At 41.4% G+C, this 15,782-nt stretch carries 17 protein-coding genes; all 17 read left to right on the forward strand.

Annotation, left to right across the window (positions count from 1 at the left end; all coding sequences use genetic code 11):
* The first annotated feature begins 11 nt into the window (after positions 1-11).
* The 17 genes from BA79_RS10485 to ccpN all read left to right on the forward strand — a co-directional run bounded on the left by BA79_RS10485 (position 12) and on the right by ccpN (position 15,764).
* Positions 12-461 carry a GatB/YqeY domain-containing protein gene (locus tag BA79_RS10485; RefSeq protein ID WP_017358018.1) on the forward strand — a complete coding sequence of 150 codons (450 nt, stop codon included), beginning with the start codon at positions 12-14 and terminating at the stop codon, positions 459-461.
* 141 nt (positions 462-602) lie between these two features.
* A complete protein-coding gene (locus tag BA79_RS10490) occupies positions 603-1,916 on the forward strand; it encodes an NfeD family protein (RefSeq protein WP_007501318.1) in 1,314 nt (437 codons plus the stop codon).
* A 27-nt stretch (positions 1,917-1,943) separates the two neighbouring features.
* Positions 1,944-2,936, forward strand: coding sequence for a flotillin-like protein FloA (gene floA / locus BA79_RS10495; RefSeq protein WP_007501317.1), 993 nt, complete (start codon positions 1,944-1,946; stop codon positions 2,934-2,936).
* A 31-nt stretch (positions 2,937-2,967) separates the two neighbouring features.
* Positions 2,968-3,465, forward strand: coding sequence for a hypothetical protein (locus BA79_RS10500; protein ID WP_035702737.1), 498 nt, complete (start codon positions 2,968-2,970; stop codon positions 3,463-3,465).
* 206 nt (positions 3,466-3,671) lie between these two features.
* Entirely contained in the window at positions 3,672-3,953 is a 282-nt protein-coding gene (gene yqfC / locus BA79_RS10505; protein WP_003217398.1) for a sporulation protein YqfC, read from the forward strand.
* 18 nt (positions 3,954-3,971) lie between these two features.
* Positions 3,972-5,162, forward strand: a complete 1,191-nt coding sequence (yqfD, locus tag BA79_RS10510; RefSeq protein WP_017358015.1) for a sporulation protein YqfD — start codon at positions 3,972-3,974, stop codon at positions 5,160-5,162.
* 3 nt (positions 5,163-5,165) lie between these two features.
* Positions 5,166-6,125 (forward strand): PhoH family protein, encoded by a 960-nt coding sequence (locus BA79_RS10515; protein WP_008342419.1) that lies wholly within the window; start codon positions 5,166-5,168, stop codon positions 6,123-6,125.
* A gap of 114 nt (positions 6,126-6,239) precedes the next feature.
* A complete protein-coding gene (locus tag BA79_RS10520) occupies positions 6,240-8,354 on the forward strand; it encodes an HD family phosphohydrolase (protein ID WP_375830217.1) in 2,115 nt (704 codons plus the stop codon).
* Positions 8,355-8,834 (forward strand): rRNA maturation RNase YbeY, encoded by a 480-nt coding sequence (ybeY, locus tag BA79_RS10525; protein ID WP_007501310.1) that lies wholly within the window; start codon positions 8,355-8,357, stop codon positions 8,832-8,834. It begins immediately after the preceding gene.
* Positions 8,812-9,198 carry a diacylglycerol kinase family protein gene (locus BA79_RS10530; RefSeq protein ID WP_008342413.1) on the forward strand — a complete coding sequence of 129 codons (387 nt, stop codon included), beginning with the start codon at positions 8,812-8,814 and terminating at the stop codon, positions 9,196-9,198. The genes ybeY and BA79_RS10530 overlap by 23 nt, the downstream gene beginning before the upstream one ends.
* 112 nt (positions 9,199-9,310) lie before the next feature.
* Positions 9,311-9,709 (forward strand): cytidine deaminase, encoded by a 399-nt coding sequence (locus BA79_RS10535; protein WP_008342410.1) that lies wholly within the window; start codon positions 9,311-9,313, stop codon positions 9,707-9,709.
* Positions 9,702-10,607, forward strand: coding sequence for a GTPase Era (gene era / locus BA79_RS10540; RefSeq protein ID WP_007501305.1), 906 nt, complete (start codon positions 9,702-9,704; stop codon positions 10,605-10,607). Before BA79_RS10535 ends, era begins: the two co-directional genes overlap by 8 nt.
* A gap of 147 nt (positions 10,608-10,754) precedes the next feature.
* A complete protein-coding gene (locus BA79_RS19045) occupies positions 10,755-10,898 on the forward strand; it encodes a YqzL family protein (protein WP_008342408.1) in 144 nt (47 codons plus the stop codon).
* Positions 10,899-10,933: 35 nt separating this feature from the next.
* Positions 10,934-11,704, forward strand: a complete 771-nt coding sequence (recO, locus tag BA79_RS10545) for a DNA repair protein RecO (protein WP_007501304.1) — start codon at positions 10,934-10,936, stop codon at positions 11,702-11,704.
* Positions 11,705-12,033: 329 nt separating this feature from the next.
* On the forward strand, positions 12,034-12,921 hold the full coding sequence (gene glyQ / locus BA79_RS10550; protein ID WP_003217487.1) for a glycine--tRNA ligase subunit alpha: 888 nt from the start codon (positions 12,034-12,036) through the stop codon (positions 12,919-12,921).
* The gene (gene glyS / locus BA79_RS10555) at positions 12,914-14,959 is read left to right on the forward strand and encodes a glycine--tRNA ligase subunit beta (protein WP_017367621.1); all 2,046 of its coding nucleotides are present in this window, start codon (positions 12,914-12,916) and stop codon (positions 14,957-14,959) included. Before glyQ ends, glyS begins: the two co-directional genes overlap by 8 nt.
* Before the next feature lie 166 nt (positions 14,960-15,125).
* Positions 15,126-15,764 (forward strand): transcriptional regulator CcpN, encoded by a 639-nt coding sequence (ccpN, locus tag BA79_RS10560; protein ID WP_024423017.1) that lies wholly within the window; start codon positions 15,126-15,128, stop codon positions 15,762-15,764.
* The last annotated feature ends 18 nt before the right edge of the window (positions 15,765-15,782 follow it).

Genomic DNA, 15,782 nt, shown 5'->3' on the forward strand with positions numbered 1-15,782 from the left:
GGGTGGATTTTATGAGTCTTCTTGAGCAATTAAATTCTGATATGAAGCTTTTTATGAAAAACCGAGAGAAAGACAAGCTTCTTGTCATTCGTATGGTAAAGGCTTCACTGCAAAATGAAGCAATAAAGCTTAAGAAAGACAGTTTGACCGGAGATGAGGAACTAACCGTCCTTTCCCGCGAGATTAAGCAACGTAAAGACTCCCTCCATGAATTTTCGAAAGCTAATCGCTTAGATTTAGTAGATAAAGTTCAAAAAGAGATTGACATTTTAGACGTTTATTTACCTGAACAGCTTTCTGAAGAAGAACTGCAGGCGGTTGTGAAAGAAACAATCGCCGAAACCGGTGCTTCATCGAAAGCTGATATGGGTAAAGTGATGAGCGCTATTATGCCAAAAGTAAAAGGTAAAGCTGATGGTGCTGTGATTAACAGACTTGTCAGTGAGCAACTGTCTCAATAAAAAAGTATCCTTCTCATGTTAGAAGGGTACTTTTTTTATGCCTCCATAAACCTGTCATATAAAAATGAAACCTATGATACATTTGTAACGTATGTAAAGGAACGGTAAAATGAAAGAAAGAGAGGGGGGATCACCAAATAGATGAAAAAAATGAAAATTTCTATTGCTCTCTTCAGTTGTTTTATAATATGCTTGTTATTAGGGGTTCAATTGACCGCGAAATCAGCAGATCAGAAAGTTCATGTTATCCCAATTGAAGATACAGTAGAAAAAGGACTTTCTAAATTCATTGAACGATCATTTGAGCAGGCAAAGTCGGAACGGGCGAAGCACATCATTCTCGACATCAATACACCAGGTGGTGCAGTCGATGCGGCGCTTGAAATAGCCGATACCATTCGTGCATCCGATATCCCAGTGACAGCGTTTGTGAATCATAGAGCGCTTTCAGCCGGGGCATTCATTGCCTTAAATGCCGATCAAATTTATATGACCCCAAACGGAAAGATGGGGGCTGCTGCGATTATTGATGGTGAAGGCAACGCTGCCGATCAAAAATCTGAATCTCTATGGCTTGCTGAAATGAGTGACGCTGCTGAAAAGCAGGGGCGTGATCCAAAATATGCTCTTGCGATGGCAGATGTAGATATAGACGCAAAAGAAGCTGGTGCACCAAAAGGAGAATTGCTGACCTTTAACACAGATCGGGCACTTCAGTTCGGTTATGCAGAAGGAGAAGCGAAAAATATGGATGACTTGCTTCAGAAGCTGAACTTAGCAGATGCTTCTGTTCAATACGATGAAGTGAGCTTTGCTGAAAAGGTTGCGCGTTTTCTCACGCATCCGATCGTCATTCCTATCCTTTTATCCATCGCGAGCTTAGGGTTAATTGTTGAATTATATTCTCCCGGCTTTGGGGTCCCAGGCACCATGGGAGTCACAGCGCTTCTTCTATTCTTTTATGGTCATCTCGTGGCAGGTTTTGCAGGATATGAGACATTGTTCCTGTTTTTGGCGGGGATTGTGTTGATCATTCTGGAATTATTTTTGCCAGGGGGAATCGTGGGTGTCATTGGACTAATCTGTGTCGTTGTCAGCTTATTTTTAGCAGCTGGAAGCTTTACAGAAATGGCGATTTCCATCTTGATTGCCACTGCTGTTTCAATCATAGCAGTTATTTTATTGACAAAGGTGTTGGGGAAACGTATGAAATTTTTTAAAAAGTTCATTTTAACCGATTCAACCAATAAAGAAAGTGGTTATGTCTCAAATGAAACAAGAGATGATCTTGTAGGACAAATCGCAGTGACAGCAACAGCACTTCGTCCATCTGGTACGATTGTATTCGGTGACGAGCGCATTGATGTTGTGTCAGAAGGTGCTTTTATCGATAAGGATGAACAAGTAAAAATTGTGAAAGCGGAAGGCTCACGCATTGTCGTGAGGAAAGTATAGATATACTGATTTTATAGGAGGAATAAAATGGATCCATCTACTTTACTATTATTTGTGATTATCGCAGCAGGTTTGATCGTTCTATCGATCTTCTTCACCTTTGTACCGGTGATGCTGTGGATTTCTGCCCTAGCGGCTGGCGTAAGAGTGAGCATTTTTACACTTGTAGGAATGAGGCTTCGCCGAGTGATTCCAAACCGAGTGGTCAACCCGCTCATCAAAGCGCATAAAGCAGGTCTTGATGCGACAATTAACCAATTAGAAAGCCACTATCTTGCAGGTGGTAACGTAGACCGAGTGGTCAACGCACTGATCGCAGCTCAGCGTGCGAATATCGAATTGAACTTTGCTCGCTGTGCGGCAATCGACCTAGCAGGCCGTGACGTACTTGAAGCTGTCCAAATGAGTGTAAACCCTAAAGTCATTGAAACACCATTTATCTCAGGTGTTGCGATGGACGGGATTGAAGTAAAAGCAAAAGCACGTATTACAGTTCGTGCAAACATTGACAGACTTGTCGGTGGTGCAGGGGAAGAAACGATCATTGCTCGTGTAGGTGAAGGGATTGTTTCGACAATCGGTTCATCAGATAATCATAAAAAGGTTCTTGAAAATCCTGATATGATTTCTCAAACGGTTCTTGGTAAAGGATTAGATTCAGGTACAGCATTTGAAATTCTCTCGATTGATATCGCAGATGTTGATATCGGTAAGAATATCGGGGCGATCCTGCAGACAGACCAAGCAGAAGCCGACAAAAACATTGCACAGGCGAAAGCAGAAGAACGCCGCGCGATGGCTGTTGCACAAGAACAAGAAATGCGTGCGAGAGTTGAAGAAATGCGCGCGAAAGTAGTAGAAGCAGAGGCTGAAGTACCACTTGCAATGGCCGAAGCACTACGTGAAGGTAATATTGGAGTTATGGACTACATGAACATTAAGAATATCGATGCTGATACGGATATGAGAGATTCATTTGGCAAAATGACAAAAGGTCCATCTGATAATGAAAACAAATAAGCATCCTCTCACGCTTTAAGGAGGGAGCCCATTGGACATTCTATTTGAAAATCCGTTACTAATAGCGATTATCATCGGTATTATCTCTGCGGTCTTTGGGAAAATCGGCAAACAAGAGGAGAACGAACAAAAGAACCAGCAAAGCAAACCGGCTCCTCAACGTAAACCAGTGCCGCAAAAGCAAACAAAACAAACAAGTCCAGATCCAGTCGTGACGGACCAGCTCGACGATTTTGGCGATGTACATGATCATGGCGGGATGAAGAAACAAGGTTCACAGTCCTTACAGGATCGTTATACAGCTACACTTGCCGAAATGGAAGAAAGAAAAAGCGAGCTGAATAAAGAGTTTCAATCGCTTGAAAGAGAACTTACAAGGCCAAAGGCAGCATCTGCTGGAATGAAGCCGAAAATGATTGAGAAGCTCAACCAAGATACGGTCGTTCAAGGGATGATCCTTGGTGAAGTATTTGGAGAGCCTCGTGCGAAAAAGCCACATCGAACGATGAAACGACCATATAAAAGATAAAGAAGTAAGCCCCCTCATCCTTAAGGGGGCTTTTTTGTTGCGTAATGGAGATTTTTCTTAGTCAAAATGATGAAACGGCTGTTTTACGGGATTCATTAGCATGATATGAACCGCTGAGGAATAGGATGATATAGAGGCTTTCTCATCAGTCTCACCATCTTTCAGTTTGATCTCATACACATGAGGTGGGAAGGGGTTCTTATTGAATGGGAAAAAGAAAAAATCAACTTAAAGCATGGCTGACAAGAACACTTGAAATCCCTCCGGACGTGATGATGGATCTTCCCCGTATTACGATGGTTGGCAGACTCCATATTTACATAGAGAACCATAAAGGGCTTTTACTTTTCAGTGATCAAGAGGTAAGGCTGATGCTCAAGCAAGGACAGTGCATTATTTCAGGAAAAGACTTTGTGATTAAAACGATTTTGCCAGAAGAGATCTTATTAGAGGGGAAAATCGATGAGGTCCGTTATATTGATTCTTAACTGACGGAGGGGAGAAACGTGAAGAACAAATGGTTTTCCTATTTTATTGGCAGAGTGGAAGTGGAGATAAGAGGAAGCGGTATTGAGCGGCTAATCAATGAGTGCACGAGACAGGGGATCACAATTTTTCAAGTGAGCCGCCGTCAAGACAGCGTGCGCTTATTTATTCGCCTCTCAGATGTACATGCCTTTAGAAAAGTGCGCAGACATCATGAGGTGAAATGTTCGTTTCATCAAAAGAAAGGGTTCCCGTTTCTTCTTCTATGGTCGAGAAGAAATATTGGCTTCACCCTCGGGATGGCTTTTTTCCTAGTGACGATATTGGCTCTTTCAAATATGGTGTGGAAAATTGAGATTAAAGGTGCGAATCCAGAAACAGAACACCAAATGAGAAAGCATCTGGACGAAATAGGGGTACAAAAAGGGCGTTTTCAGTTTCTCATGGGGACACCTGAAAAAATACAAAAGTCATTGACGACCAATATTCAGAGCATTACATGGGTCGGAGTTGAACTGAACGGAACGACGTTTCAAATGAAAGTGGTCGAAAAAAATGAACCTGAAAAGGAGAAATATACAAGTCCTCAGCACATCGTTGCCAAGAAAAAGGCGGTTATCACGAGAATGTATGTAGAAAAGGGAGAACCGCTTGCCCAGGTCGATGAGCATGTGAAAAAAGGGCAGATGCTCGTCTCAGGTTTAATTGGGAGTGAAGATCAGAAAAAAACGGTCGGAGCCAAAGCGAAAATCTATGGTGAAACATGGTACCGATCTGAAGTTTCTGTCCCTCTCCGAACATCTTTTGATGTCTTTACGGGTAAAATGAAGACAAAGCACAAGCTCTCCTTATTTGGAGGCTCTATCCCATTTTGGGGATTTTCCTTTAAAAAAGATGATTTTCAGCAGCCGAAAACAGAAACAGAAGTTCACCCGCTTCATTTTTTGAATATGCAATTGCCGTTCTCCTATGAAAAGGAAATCACACGAGAAAGTGAAAAAATAAATCGAGAATACACAAATAAAGAAGCGGTTCAAGCAGGGATTAAAATGGGTAAAAAAGAATTAGAAGAAAAGCTAGGTCAAACAGGTGAGGTGAAAAGTGAAAAAGTTTTGCACGAGACAACAGGGAATGGTAAAGTTAAGTTAATCATCCTTTACCAAGTAATAGAAGATATTGTTCAACCAACACCTATTGTTCAGGGAGACTAGAGAATGACAGAACATTTACTTGAGATTCAACAAAAATTGGATAGCCCAAACGAAGCCATTGCTTTATTTGGCAATCAAGATGCTTATCTGAAACTGATGGAAAACGAGCTGAATGTCTCCATTATCACACGTGGAGAGAAAGTGTATGTTTCTGGTCAGGAAGCATCAAGAGATACTGTGAGCCGTTTGATTACATCTCTCTTACATCTCATTCGTAAAGGAATTGAGATTTCTGAGCGGGATGTCGTCTATGCCATTAAAATGGCGCAAAAAGACAAGCTCAATTATTTTGAAAATATGTATGAAGATGAAATTACGAAAAATGCCAAAGGCAAGTCGATCAGAGTCAAAACGATCGGCCAGCGTGAATATGCTGCGGCAATGAAAAAAGATGATCTGGTCTTTGGGATTGGACCTGCTGGTACAGGTAAAACGTATTTAGCAGTGGTCAACGCCGTACATGCCCTGAAAAATGGACATGTCAAACGGATTATCCTGACAAGGCCAGCTGTTGAAGCAGGAGAAAGTCTTGGCTTTTTGCCAGGAGATTTAAAAGAAAAAGTCGATCCTTATTTAAGACCGCTATATGATGCTCTGCACGATGTGCTTGGTAGTGATCATACGGAACGTTTAATTGAGCGCGGAGTGATTGAAATTGCCCCTCTTGCCTATATGAGAGGGCGGACGCTTGATGATGCATTTGTGATTTTAGATGAAGCGCAGAATACAACGCCAGCTCAAATGAAAATGTTTTTGACGAGACTAGGCTTTGGTTCTAAAATGGTCATTACAGGAGATATTACACAAATTGATTTGCCTAAAGGTATGCAGTCAGGCCTTGCAGCTGCAAAGGACATGCTTGCTGAGATCAAGGGTATCTCATTCATTGAATTAGACCAGACAGATGTGGTCAGACACCCGCTTGTGGCGAAGATCATTGGAGCATACGAAAAGCAAAAATGAACTGAGTGACCCGATCGCCTTAATCGGGTCATTTTGTTTCGATCGTGGTTTAAAGTAAAAAAGGAGGTACTTTCCTTGAGAAAGAATCAGAAAGGCAGTAAGCGCAAAAGGCTGCTGTCTAAAAAAGAACCTCAGAAAATGGAGCGCTCACGCTATTTAAACGTACTGCTATACGCTGGTTTAGCGGCCATCCTGTTTGTGGTGCTCTTCTTCCATGTAAAGCCTGAATCGCTCGACCTAGATTTGTTTTCAGTGAGCGAACAGACCATCTATTCTCCGTCTACCGTTGATGACCAAGAAGCAACAGAAGAAAAGAAACAAGAAGCAACGGATCAAGTAGAAGACCAATATACACTCAAAAAAGCGTATTCTGATAATCGTGTTGACCTCATTTCATCCCTCTTTGAAGCCATTAAAGAAGAGAAGAAAGCAGCAGCTGATGACAAAGAGAACCCGCCAACAGATCAAGAGATGGTGAAGCGTGTAAAAGAGAAACTCACAACCGATATGCAGGAAGCTGTTTCGGATCAATCGATTAAAGCACTGCTCCAAGCAAGCGACGAAAACCTTTCTTTTACAAAGGACTCCATCATCACAGTGGTCAATTCGCTCATGGGTAAAGAAATCACAGCTTCTAAGCTGCAAGATGAAAAGAAACAAGTGAAAGCAGAGCTTGAAAACAATTCGATTCCGTCAAAATATTTAAATGCAGCGAAAGAAATTGGTGAATTTGCGATTATTCCAAACTATGTATTTGACCCGGTTGCAACAGAGAAGAAAAGACAAGAAGCAGCTGATAATATCCAGCCGGTTCAAATTAAGCAAGGGCAAATTTTAGTGGAAGAAGGAGAGCTCATTGACCGCGAAGTGTATCGCAAATTAGAACTGACCGGCCTTTTAAACAGCTCCAATTTGTTTAAGCCTGTAAGCGGTCTTATCATCTTAATTGGTCTCTTCTTAGCGGCGATTGTCCACTCACTGGAATCGAGGAAAAAGTCGCTCGTCCATAAGAATAAATCGTTACTGCTGTACTCGCTTATTTTCACCATTATTTTAATCATCATGGAAGTATTCAGTCTCTTCCAGGAAACCAAATATACAACCATCGGCTACGTCGTGCCTGTGGCACTTGGCACGATGCTGATTAAGCTGCTGATCAATGAGCGGCTGGCGATCTTCTCCGGCCTTGTATTTGCCCTTTGCGGCAGTATGATGTTTAATCAAGGAGTAACAGGCGTCTTTAACTATGTCATCTGTGCTTATTATCTAATAAGCGGGATGGCGGGAATTTTATTTTTGAGAAAACATAATGCGAGATCGAAAATTTTGCAGGCGGGGCTTTGGGTAGCTTTGGTGAATGTACTTGTTGTGCTGTCCATTATGCTGATTCAAAATTCTTCTCCATCAGGGCTTGAAATAGGTGTAAACCTCATCATGGCGATTGTGTCAGGGTTTGCATCGGCTATTTTGGTTATTGGGTTAATGCCAGTCTTTGAGAGCATGTTTGGCATACTTTCGACCATGAAGCTTATTGAATTATCAAACCCGAATCATCCGCTGCTGAAAAAGATCTTAACAGAGACGCCAGGTACATATCATCATAGTGTCATGGTGGCGAATTTAGCGGATGCTGCATGTGAAGCAGTCGGTGCAAATGGATTGTTAGCAAGGGTTGGGGCTTATTATCATGACATTGGAAAAACGAAAAGACCCCAATACTTTATTGAAAACCAAATGAACATTGATAATCCGCACGACAAGCTTTCTCCTCAGCTGAGCAAGAATATTATTATTGCCCATACGACAGATGGTGCTGAAATGCTGAGAGAAAAGAAGTTTCCAGAGGAACTTGTGGACATTGCAGAACAGCATCACGGAAAGTCTCTGCTGAAGTTCTTTTACTATAAGGCAAAAGAACGGGATGATCAGGTGACAGAAGAAGAATTTCGTTATCCTGGTCCAAAACCGCAATCGAAAGAAGCGGCCATTATTTCTGTAGCTGACAGCGTGGAAGCGGCGGTTCGTTCGATGCATAATCCAAACCCTGAGCGGATTGAAAAGCTTGTCAAAGGCATTATTTCAGATAAGATGCAGGATGGGCAATTTAGTGAATGTGATCTGACATTTAAAGAATTAAATATTATTAGCCAAACAATTTGTACAACATTAAAGGGGATTTTCCATTCTCGGATTGAATATCCAGATGCCCCGAAGCAGAAGGTGAAGTAAATGACATTGTTAATCGATTTAATAGATGAAACAGGACAAGTATCGAAAGAGCAGCTTGAAGAAGTGGAAAAGCTTCTTCAATTTGCTGCGGATGCCCTTGAGGTAAAAGATCAAGCGGAAGTATCAGTATCGATCGTTTCAAATGAAGAAATTCATCAAATTAATAAAGAATACCGAGGAAAAGATGCACCAACAGATGTAATTTCATTTGCCCTTGAGGAAGAAGGCGAAGGGGAAATTGAAATCATTGGAGCTGATGACATTCCGCCTGTACTTGGTGACATTATCATTAGTGTTGATCGTACGAAAGAGCAAGCAGAGGAATATGGACATTCCTTCATGAGAGAGCTAGGATTTTTAACGATTCATGGTTTTCTTCATTTGCTTGGCTATGATCATATGACAGAAGAAGATGAAAAAGAAATGTTCGCCAAACAGACAAAAATCTTGGATGATTATGGCCTTTCGAGATCATCGTAAGAAGCGAACGCCGCTTGTCCGTTTTTTTCGGAGTTTTTATTATGCATTTAGAGGAATATGGCGAACTTTCTTGAATGAACGGAATTTTCGGTTTCACACAGTCGCAGCCATCATCGTGGTGATTTGCGGCTTTTGGTTTCACATTCATCCGGTTGAATGGATGATCATTCTGCTTTTATGTGGCGGGATGTTTGCGTTAGAACTTGTGAATACAGCGATTGAACATACAGTAGATCTTTTCACAGAAGAGAAGCATCCTCTTGCTGAGAGAGCGAAGGACGCGGCAGCAGGCGCTGTTTGCGTTTACGCCGCCATTTCGGTTATGATTGGGTTGATCATCTTCTTACCGAAGATCATGCAATAGAACAATATTACTATTTATTAACATTTTTAGAAATGGGCGTGAAAATGTCACGTGAATTATGTAAAATATAAATGTGACAGTGGTACCATTTCTTCTGAAAGTGGGAACTAGAATGAACAAACAAGAGTTGATTTCAGAAGCAGTCAAAGCAAGAGATTTTGCATATGTACCCTATTCTAAATTCAAAGTCGGTGCAGCATTATTATCGCATGACGGAAAAGTGTATGGCGGCTGCAATATTGAAAATGCAGCATATGGTATGTGTAATTGTGCGGAAAGAACAGCACTTTTTAAAGCGTACTCAGAGGGCATCACATCTTTTCAAATGCTTGCAGTAGTGGCTGATACAGATCGGCCTGTTTCACCATGCGGCGCATGCAGACAGGTCATTTCAGAGCTATGTGCACCTGATATGCCAGTGATTCTAACGAACTTAAAAGGTCATATATACGAAACGACAGTAAACGAACTATTGCCAGGCGCATTTTCACCGGAGGATTTAAATGACTAACGAAAGCTTCAAATCAGGATTTGTATCAATTATTGGAAGACCAAATGTAGGGAAATCGACCTTTCTTAATCGTGTAATTGGACAAAAGATTGCGATTATGAGTGATAAGCCCCAAACGACTCGAAACAAAGTGCAAGGTGTTCTGACAACGAACACGTCACAAACGATTTTTATCGATACACCAGGAATTCATAAACCGAAGCACAAACTTGGCGATTTTATGATGAGGGTGGCTCAAAATACACTCAAGGAAGTCGACCTGATCTTGTTTATGATCAACGCACAGGAAGGCTATGGAAAAGGTGATGAATTCATCATTGAACGACTAAAACAAACATCGACACCGGTGTTCCTTGTCGTCAATAAAATTGACCAAATTCATCCGGATGAACTGTTCCTTTTAATTGATGAATACCGCACACGTTACCCATTTAAGGAAATTGTGCCAATTTCAGCACTTGAAGGCAACAACATTGATACGCTTCTTCAGCAAATTGAAGGTTATCTTCCAGAAGGCCCTCAATTTTATCCGGCAGATCAAGTAACAGATCACCCAGAGCGATTTATTATTTCTGAATTAATTCGTGAAAAAGTGCTGCATTTAACGAGAGAAGAGATCCCTCACAGTATTGCGGTTGCGATTGAATCGATCAAGCCAGATGAAAACGGCAAGATTCATGTTGCAGCGACCATCGTCGTAGAACGTGATTCACAAAAAGGGATTGTGATTGGTAAGCGCGGCAGCTTATTAAAAGAAGTGGGACAAAAAGCGCGCAGAGACATTGAAGCACTTTTAGGCTCAAAGGTGTATTTAGAGCTTTGGGTAAAAGTGCAGAAGGACTGGCGTAATAAATCCACACACCTTCGTGATTTCGGATTTAGAGAAGACGAATATTAAAAACCGATACAGTTGTTAGTAGATCTGACAATGGTGCGGTTCGATTAGTAAAAATTGTTTATCATGAAATGGAGGTAGCCTGGTCAAGATAAAGTTAATATGTTGGATGTAGCGTTGCTGCTTCTAATAAAGAAAGGTGGGGTTTTTATGTTGAATTTTACATGGAACGTATTTTCACAAACAGGAAGCGTTGACACGTATCTGCTTTTCAAAGAGTTAGAAAAGGAGAACCTGGAAAGACCCGATGTACTTGAAGAAGAAATAGCACGACTTGATTTTCCAATCTTATAATTCTTGACCCCCTCCAATGCTCGGAGTGTAGACAAATGCTCATTAAAAGTGAAGGAATCGTCCTTAGAACAACAGATTATGGCGAAACAAACAAAATTGTCACGCTGCTCACTAGAGAACATGGGAAAATTGGTGTGATGGCAAGAGGCGCTAAGAAATCGAACAGCCGCCTGTCAGCCATAAGCCAGCCGTTTTTATACGGAACCTTCCTGATCCAATCATCAACAGGACTTGGAACGCTCCAGCAAGGTGAAATGATGGAAAGCATGCGGACCATTCGGGAAGATTTATTTCTGACCGCATATGCCGCATATATGACAGAATTACTTGATAAAGGAACGGAAGAAAAGAAGCCAAACCCTTACTTGTTTGAACTTCTTCTTCAATCTTTACGCCATCTCAATGAAGGCACAGATGCTGATATTATTTTATTTATCGTAGAGGTTAAAATGCTGTCAGTGATGGGGTTGAAGCCTGAACTGGACCAATGTGTACACTGCGGTCAAAAAGAAGGGCAGTTCCATTTCTCAATTAGAGATAACGGATTCATCTGTAGGCAATGCTTTTCTAAAGATCCATATAAACTGCCCTTATCCCCAGCAGCAGCAAGACTGCTCCGTTTGTTTCATTATTTTGATTTATCAAGGCTTGGTCAGGTTGACGTGAAACCACAAACGAAACAAGAAATTCGTCAAGTGCTCGATCATTATTATGAAGAGTATTCAGGTCTTTATTTAAAATCAAAAAAATTCATGAATCAAATGGAATCCATGAAAAAGCTAATGGACGGTGAAAACAAAAGTTGACATCTTCCATGACTTTTTGTAAGATCATCTAAGATCAAATATGTTGCATTGACAGAAAGAAGTACTTACGTATCAGCCATAAAAGCGACCTTAGGACGGTGTGAGCTAAGGATGGACACGTAACGAAAGGCATTCTTGAGCAACGTAAAACAAAGCGGCTGGGTGCTACGACACCAGCAAATAGGGTGGAACCGCGGGAAAAACTCTCGTCCCTATGTTTGCAAGGAACCTTGCGAGCATAGAGACGGGAGTTTTTGTGTTTTGCAAAAAGGTTCTAGGCCCCACCGCCATACATAGCGGATGGTGTAAAAAAGATGGAGGTGCGATCATTGAATATTCAAGACATGATTTTGACACTGCAAAAGCATTGGTCAAATGAAGGCTGCGTATTAATGCAGGCATATGACACAGAAAAAGGTGCTGGAACGATGAGTCCATACACGTTCCTCAGAAGCATTGGGCCAGAGCCATGGAAGGTAGCTTATGTAGAACCTTCAAGACGCCCGGCTGACGGCAGATATGGAGAAAACCCAAACAGATTGTATCAACATCATCAATTTCAAGTGATCATTAAGCCATCACCTGACAATATTCAAGAACTGTATCTAGAATCATTGAAGGCGCTTGGCATTGACCCGCTGAAACATGATATTCGTTTTGTTGAAGACAACTGGGAAAACCCATCTCTTGGCTGCGCAGGACTTGGCTGGGAAGTTTGGCTTGATGGAATGGAAATTACGCAATTTACGTATTTCCAGCAAGTCGGCGGTTTAGAATGTAAGCCAGTTTCTGTTGAAATCACATACGGAATTGAGCGTCTTGCTTCTTACATCCAGGACAAAGAAAATGTATTTGACCTTGAATGGACAGATGGCTTTACTGTAAGAGATTTATTCTTAATGGCTGAATACGAGCATTCTGTGTATACGTTTGAAACATCTAATACGGATATGCTGTTCGATTTATTTACAACGTATGAAAAAGAAGCACATAGTCAAATGGACAAAGGGCTTGTTCACCCGGCATATGATTATGTACTCAAATGTTCTCACACATTTAACTTGCTTGATGCCAAAGGCGCGATTTCTGTGACTGAGCGAACAGGCTATATCGGAAGAGTACGTCAGTTAGCGAGAAAAGTAGCCAAAACATATTACGAAGAACGAGAAAAACTAGGATTCCCTATGCTAAAAGAGGAGGCGGCTTCTCATGAATAAACAAGATGTATTACTTGAAATCGGCTTAGAAGAGATGCCGGCTCGTTTCATGCCAGAAAGCACAAAGCAGCTAGGTGACAAAGTAAAAGCTTGGTTCGTAGCGCAAAATATTTCATTCGAAGACGTTGCTTTATTTAATTCACCAAGACGTCTAGCTGTACTCGTCAAAGGTGTTGCAGAAAAACAAGAGGACATCAAAGAAGAAGCAAAAGGACCAGCTAAAAAGATTGCTCAAGATGCTGAAGGCAACTGGACAAAAGCTGCCGAAGGTTTTGCCCGCGGACAAGGCGCTTCAACTGATGATCTGTATTTCAAAGACATTAAAGGTGTGGATTATGTCCATGTCCAAAAGTTTCAAGAAGGAAAGCAAGTCAAAGACCTTCTTCCAGCATTGGGTGACATTGCCGCTTCATTGAGTTTTCCAAAGAACATGAGATGGGGAAGCGAGGATTTACGCTATATCCGTCCAATTAAATGGATTGTTTGTTTATTTGGTCAAGAGATCATTCCTGTCGAAATTGCAGGAGTGAAAAGCGGACGGGAGACTAGAGGACATCGTTTCCTAGGGACGACAGCCAGCATTGACACACCAGCTTCTTATGAGCAAACATTAAGAGATCAATTTGTCATTGTAGATTCCGATAAAAGAAAACAATTAATTACTGAGCAATTACATGCGCTTTCTTCCGAAAAAGGCTGGGTCATTCCAGTTGATCCTGAGCTTCTAGAAGAAGTGAACGATCTCGTTGAATATCCAACCGTTCTATTTGGTTCTTTTGAAGAAGAATTTCTTGCGCTGCCAGAAGAAGTGCTTGTCACGACAATGAAAGAGCATCAGCGTTATTTCCCAGTGAAAAATGAACAAGGGGAATTACTGCCGCACTTTATTACGGTCAGAAACGGAAACAGTGAGGCACTTGAAAATGTGGCAAGAGGGAACGAGAAGGTCCTTCGTGCACGTTTATCAGATGCGGCATTTTTCTATAAAGAAGACGAAAAACTCGTCATTGAAGACAACATTCAAAAGCTTGATAAAGTCGTATTCCATGAGAAACTTGGCACGATTGGCGACAAGCTGAAAAGAGTAACAGACATTGCCGTCCGCCTTGCTAGTCATGTGGGAGCAGATGAAGAAACGTCTAAACGCGCTGCAAGAGCAGCCAGTATTTCTAAATTTGATCTTGTGACTCAGATGGTCTATGAATTCCCAGAACTGCAAGGAATCATGGGTGAAAAATATGCTAGAGCACTTGGCGAGCATGAAGAAGTGGCAAAGAGTATCAACGAGCACTATATGCCGCGTTTTGCCGGTGACGATGCGCCGTCAACACTTATTGGGGCGATTGTTGCAGTGGCGGATAAGCTAGATTCTATTTGTTCATTCTTCTCAATTGATGTCATTCCAACGGGCTCTCAAGATCCTTATGGATTAAGAAGACAAGCGAGCGGTATCGTTCAAATCCTGCTTGACCGCCAATGGAATCTTTCATTTAAAGAGCTTTTAGCACTAGCTCAAGTAGAGACAAAACATGAAGCGGCTCTCATTGAATTTTTAACACACCGTTTGAAATATGTTCTCCAAGCAGAACATATCCGTCATGACGTGGTGGAAGCAGTCCTTGATGTTGAAAATATTGAACCATATGCAGTTGTGAAAAAAGCAGCTGTTCTTGAGGAGAGCGTGAAACAGGAAAGTTTCAAAGAAACGGCTGAGGCACTAGGCCGCGTCATTTCAATCAGTAAAAAAGGGGAAGACGCACAGATTCAGCCTGAACTGTTTGAAAATGAACACGAACAAAAGCTATTTGAAGCGTATCAGCAAGCGGAAAAAGCCGTCAACGAGCATATGGCAAGTGGACAGTACCATTCAGCACTTGAAGCGTTAGATACGTTAAAGGCACCAATTGTTCATTATTTCGACCATACAATGGTTCATGCCGATGATGAAAAACTGAAACAAAATCGTTTGGCACAAATGGTCAAACTTGCAAAAGTCATTCAATCATTTGCGAATATGAACAATTTAATTGTAAAATAAATACCTAAGAACGGTTGCCTTTTTCGAAGGGCAATCGTTTTTTACTCATTTAATTCACGGTTTTTGAGTGGATTTTTGTTTCATTCGGACGAAGATGCGCTATAATATGATGAGTTATGAAATTGATATACATAAAGTAAGGATTCGCTCTCTCTATTTAAAGGTGGTGAGTACAATCGAGTTAAATAAACGGCAAGAGCAGATTTTACAGATTGTCAAAGAGAATGGTCCGATCACTGGAGAGCATATCGCCGATCGGCTGAACTTAACAAGGGCTACCCTCAGACCGGATTTAGCCATTTTAACGATGTCTGGCTTTTTAGAAGCAAGGCCAAGGGTCGGCTACTTTTTTACAGGCAAAACAGGCACGCAGCTTCTGGCAGATAAGCTGAAAAAACTTCAAGTGAAAGATTTTCAGTCCATTCCGGTCGTGATACACGAGAATGTTTCGGTTTATGATGCGATTTGTACGATGTTTTTAGAGGATGTGGGCACATTATTCGTTGTGGACGATCACTCTATTTTAACAGGCGTGTTATCAAGAAAAGACCTCCTTCGAGCAAGTATTGGGAAACAAGAGCTTCCATCTATACCTGTCCATATTATTATGACAAGAATGCCGAACATTACCGTTTGCCGCAAAGAAGATTTTATTATGGATGTGGCCAAGCACTTGATTGAAAAGCAAATAGATGCACTTCCTGTTATAAAAGATACGGATAAAGGCTTTGAAGTGGTCGGCAGAATTACGAAAACAAACATGACGAAAATACTTGTTAGCTTATCAGAGAACGAAATTATCTAATTACAGAAGACTGCGAGG

It is taken from the genome of Bacillus altitudinis 41KF2b, assembly GCF_000691145.1.
GTDB lineage: Bacteria > Bacillota > Bacilli > Bacillales > Bacillaceae > Bacillus > Bacillus altitudinis.

What these genes read in the sequence shown, in the direction of transcription:
- BA79_RS10530 (WP_008342413.1), top strand. Translation starts at nt 8,812, where the DNA reads ATGGCCTTTCGAGATCATCGTAAGAAGCGAACGCCGCTTGTCCGTTTT.
- BA79_RS10515 (WP_008342419.1), top strand. Translation starts at nt 5,166, where the DNA reads ATGACAGAACATTTACTTGAGATTCAACAAAAATTGGATAGCCCAAAC.
- yqfC (WP_003217398.1), top strand. Translation starts at nt 3,672, where the DNA reads ATGGGAAAAAGAAAAAATCAACTTAAAGCATGGCTGACAAGAACACTT.
- glyS (WP_017367621.1), top strand. Translation starts at nt 12,914, where the DNA reads ATGAATAAACAAGATGTATTACTTGAAATCGGCTTAGAAGAGATGCCG.
- ybeY (WP_007501310.1), top strand. Translation starts at nt 8,355, where the DNA reads ATGACATTGTTAATCGATTTAATAGATGAAACAGGACAAGTATCGAAA.
- BA79_RS19045 (WP_008342408.1), top strand. Translation starts at nt 10,755, where the DNA reads ATGTTGAATTTTACATGGAACGTATTTTCACAAACAGGAAGCGTTGAC.
- era (WP_007501305.1), top strand. Translation starts at nt 9,702, where the DNA reads ATGACTAACGAAAGCTTCAAATCAGGATTTGTATCAATTATTGGAAGA.
- recO (WP_007501304.1), top strand. Translation starts at nt 10,934, where the DNA reads ATGCTCATTAAAAGTGAAGGAATCGTCCTTAGAACAACAGATTATGGC.
- BA79_RS10490 (WP_007501318.1), top strand. Translation starts at nt 603, where the DNA reads ATGAAAAAAATGAAAATTTCTATTGCTCTCTTCAGTTGTTTTATAATA.
- BA79_RS10485 (WP_017358018.1), top strand. Translation starts at nt 12, where the DNA reads ATGAGTCTTCTTGAGCAATTAAATTCTGATATGAAGCTTTTTATGAAA.
- BA79_RS10535 (WP_008342410.1), top strand. Translation starts at nt 9,311, where the DNA reads ATGAACAAACAAGAGTTGATTTCAGAAGCAGTCAAAGCAAGAGATTTT.
- floA (WP_007501317.1), top strand. Translation starts at nt 1,944, where the DNA reads ATGGATCCATCTACTTTACTATTATTTGTGATTATCGCAGCAGGTTTG.